This window comes from Neisseria sp. HMSC03D10 (assembly GCF_001807625.1).
Classification (GTDB): Bacteria; Pseudomonadota; Gammaproteobacteria; order Burkholderiales; family Neisseriaceae; genus Neisseria; species Neisseria mucosa.
This window is the reverse complement of sequence record NZ_KV789532.1, coordinates 40,991-44,096: the sequence shown is the minus strand read 5'-3', so window position 1 is coordinate 44,096 and position 3,106 is coordinate 40,991. Positions and strand designations below refer to the sequence as shown.

Annotated in this window: 3 protein-coding genes; 1 reads left to right on the top strand and 2 read right to left on the bottom strand. The window is 50.7% G+C overall.

The annotated features are described in order from the left end of the window. Positions 1-103 precede the first annotated feature (103 nt). Positions 104-322, bottom strand: a complete 219-nt coding sequence (locus tag HMPREF3066_RS05705) for a hypothetical protein (RefSeq protein ID WP_070441092.1) — start codon at positions 320-322, stop codon at positions 104-106. After that, the gene (locus HMPREF3066_RS05700) at positions 300-533 is read right to left on the bottom strand and encodes an RNA-binding S4 domain-containing protein (RefSeq protein ID WP_070441089.1); all 234 of its coding nucleotides are present in this window, start codon (positions 531-533) and stop codon (positions 300-302) included. The genes HMPREF3066_RS05705 and HMPREF3066_RS05700 overlap by 23 nt, the downstream gene beginning before the upstream one ends. A gap of 243 nt (positions 534-776) precedes the next feature. Between HMPREF3066_RS05700 and HMPREF3066_RS05695 the strand changes: the two genes are divergently transcribed. Next, complete coding sequence (locus HMPREF3066_RS05695) at positions 777-2,978, top strand: TonB-dependent siderophore receptor (protein WP_060974851.1); 2,202 nt, start codon at positions 777-779, stop codon at positions 2,976-2,978. The last annotated feature ends 128 nt before the right edge of the window (positions 2,979-3,106 follow it).

Sequence of the window (3,106 nt, the reverse complement as noted above, 5' to 3'; positions counted from 1 at the left end):
CTTCTGGATTCCCGCCTGCGCGGGAATGACGATATGAACGTTTTCAATTTTATCTACTATAACAGGCCGTCTGAAAACACGGTTTGATCAAGCCGAACCGTTTTCAGACGGCCTTTCCGTTATCTTCGTCTTCCGGCCAACCCGCTTCTTTCAATTTCCGCCGTTGCGCGTCGTAGCGGGCTTTTTCCGTCCAATAAACCGTCTGGATGCAGACATCGCCGCAGTCGCTGCCGCAGCATTCCCACGATTCGGGGCGGACGGGTTCGTCTAAAAGCGGCTCGCCCAAGAGGGCTTCGGCTTTATTCTTCAGGGTCGTATCCATCGGCGATTTCCAAGCGCGCGCCGTCAAACTCGATGACTTCGCCGCCGCGTATTTTGGCGGTTTTACGGGTTTCGGTTTCTCCGTTGCGCGACACCAGCCCTTCGGCGATAAACGCTTTCGCCTGCCCGCCGCTTTCGGCAAGTCCGGCGAGTTTTAACAGGTCGCACAGGGCGATGTATTCGTTGTCTTCGAGATAGACGGTGGCTTCCATGAGGTTTCCTGTAATAGGTTTGGTTCGGATGCGTCAAATTGTAACATAGGTCGTCTGAAAGCCGTTTCAGACGATCTTGAATCTTCATGCGGATGTTGTTTATCAAAAAATAGCAGAAGTACGGAAATCATGAAATAGCTCAATTAACATTAGTTATTTAATTACAAATTATGTGCATTAAGATAAAATATAATCATTATTATTCATAATAATTAACTTGATTATCAACCCGAGAACTTACGCATGAAACCTTTAAAAACCCTCGCACTTATTGCTACCGCATTACCTTATGCCGCATTTGCTGAAGACGTGCCGCAACCTGTACTGACTTCGGAATTGCAAACCGTCAACGTAACCGGCAAAAACCGTTCTACCCGCACCGAAAACCGCGACTCTTACACCACCTCTGCCATGCGCACCACCACCGGCCTTGCCTTGTCCCCGAAAGAAACGCCGCAATCGGTGAGCGTGATTACCAAGACACAACTCAGCGAGCAGGGGATTACCAATTTGGTTGATGCCCTGAAAACCACCACCGGTGTCAACGTCATCCGTGATACCGGCATTCCCCGTTTCCAATCTCGCGGGTTCTATATCGACCAAATCGAAGAAGACGGAATTTCATCTACCGTCCCGGGCGCCATCAACAATCCGATGTATGACGCGCAAAGCATGAATGACATCGCCGTTTACGACCATATCGAAGTCGTGCGCGGGGCAACCGGGCTGACGCAGGCAAACGGCGAGCCGGGCGGTACGGTGAACGCCGTACGCAAACGCCCCACCAGCGAACGCATTATTCAGAGTGAAGCCCAAATCGACCGCTTCGGTAAAGTCCGCACCACGGGGGACTTTTCAGGTCGTCTGAACGATGAAGGCACTTTGCGCGGCCGCGCCGTCTTCGCATTGGAACGCGACAAAAATTTTAAAGACCGCGTCAAAGGCGGCAATGCCACGCTTTACGGCGTGATGGATGCATCCGTCGGCGACAACACCAAAATCACTTGGGGCGGCCTCTATCAGCGCAAACACACCAAGCCCGACGACTGGGGCGTGGCATTGAACCTGCCGCGCGATACCTATCTGGGCTACAACTGGAACAAAGGCATTTACGACAAAGCGAACGCATTCGCCGAAGTAGAACACTATTTCAACGACAACTGGCGTTATACCGGCAAGCTGGATTACAACTACAACGAAAATACCAAGAAAAACAGCGGCATTTACAATACGTCCACGTCCTACGCAGGCTACACGCCCGGCGGCACATTAGCCTCCGGCTGGTTGAGCCGTTACGACAATGACGAAAAACAACTGACCTTCAAAAACAATTTGAACGGCAAATTTGAAATTGCGGGCGTGCCGCAGGAAATCTTTACCGAATACACTTACACGCACACCAAAAACAACGGCAGCCGCCGTCAATACAACCCGGGCGTTTCCTTCGACCCGATGACCTTTACCGGCAACGAAATCGCCGAACCCACCGACTGGTACGCCACACCTTATCAGATGTATTGGGAAACCCATTCCAAACGCACCACCCACGCGCTGCTTTTGGGCTTCCGTTTCAATATGTTGAAAGAAAAACTGCACATCATGGCAGGTACGCGTTGGAACCACATCAAATCGAAATATATAACCGACTATTTCTACACGGATGGCAAGATAGACAGCGATCCCGATTCGGTTACCGACCGCAAAACCGTCCGTTTCAATCCTTATTTCGCCGTTACCTACGATTTGACGCCGAACCAAAGCCTGTATGCCAGCTACACATCCATCTTCAAACCGAACAGCAATCAGCGCAAAGACAAATCCTATCTCGACCCCGTTACCGGCGCGAACTACGAAATCGGCTGGAAGGGCGAATGGTTTGATCACAAGCTGAATACCTCGCTTGCCCTGTTTGACATCGAACAAAAAAACCGTGCGGTGCAGGTTTGGGATACGGCAGACCAAAAATGGTATTGGGAACCCGTCGGCAAAGTCCGCAGCCGAGGCATCGAAGCCGAAATATCCGGCAACCTGAGCGAAGATTGGAAACTGTTTGCAGGTTATACGTTCAACCGGTCCAAATATCTTGAAGCGGAAAGCAAAGGCACCGTCCCCGCAGGCACCAATTTCAGCCTGCACACGCCAAAACACATGCTGCGCCTCCACACCAGCTACAACCTGCCGTTTGACGGCAAAAAATGGACCATCGGCGGCGGCGTAACCGCACAAAGCAAAACCGCCAGCCTCTACGGCGTGAAGCGCGGCGGTCATGCGGTATTCAATGCCAACATTGATTATCAGGCATCGAAAAACCTGAAACTTGCACTGATTTCGACCAACCTGTTCAACCGTTACTACTACGAGAACAACAAAGTCAGCAGCAAAGGCGCGAACAACTACTATGGCGAACCGCGTAATGTAATGTTCAACGTCAATTACAAATTCTAATCCGCCTTCCGTAGAAAGGTCGTCTGAAAACTGTTTTCAGACGACCTGCCTAGCCACACGGCAATCCGCCTTTTCACGGTTCGTAAGAAAATGAAGCTATAGTGGATTAAATTTAAATCAGGACAAGG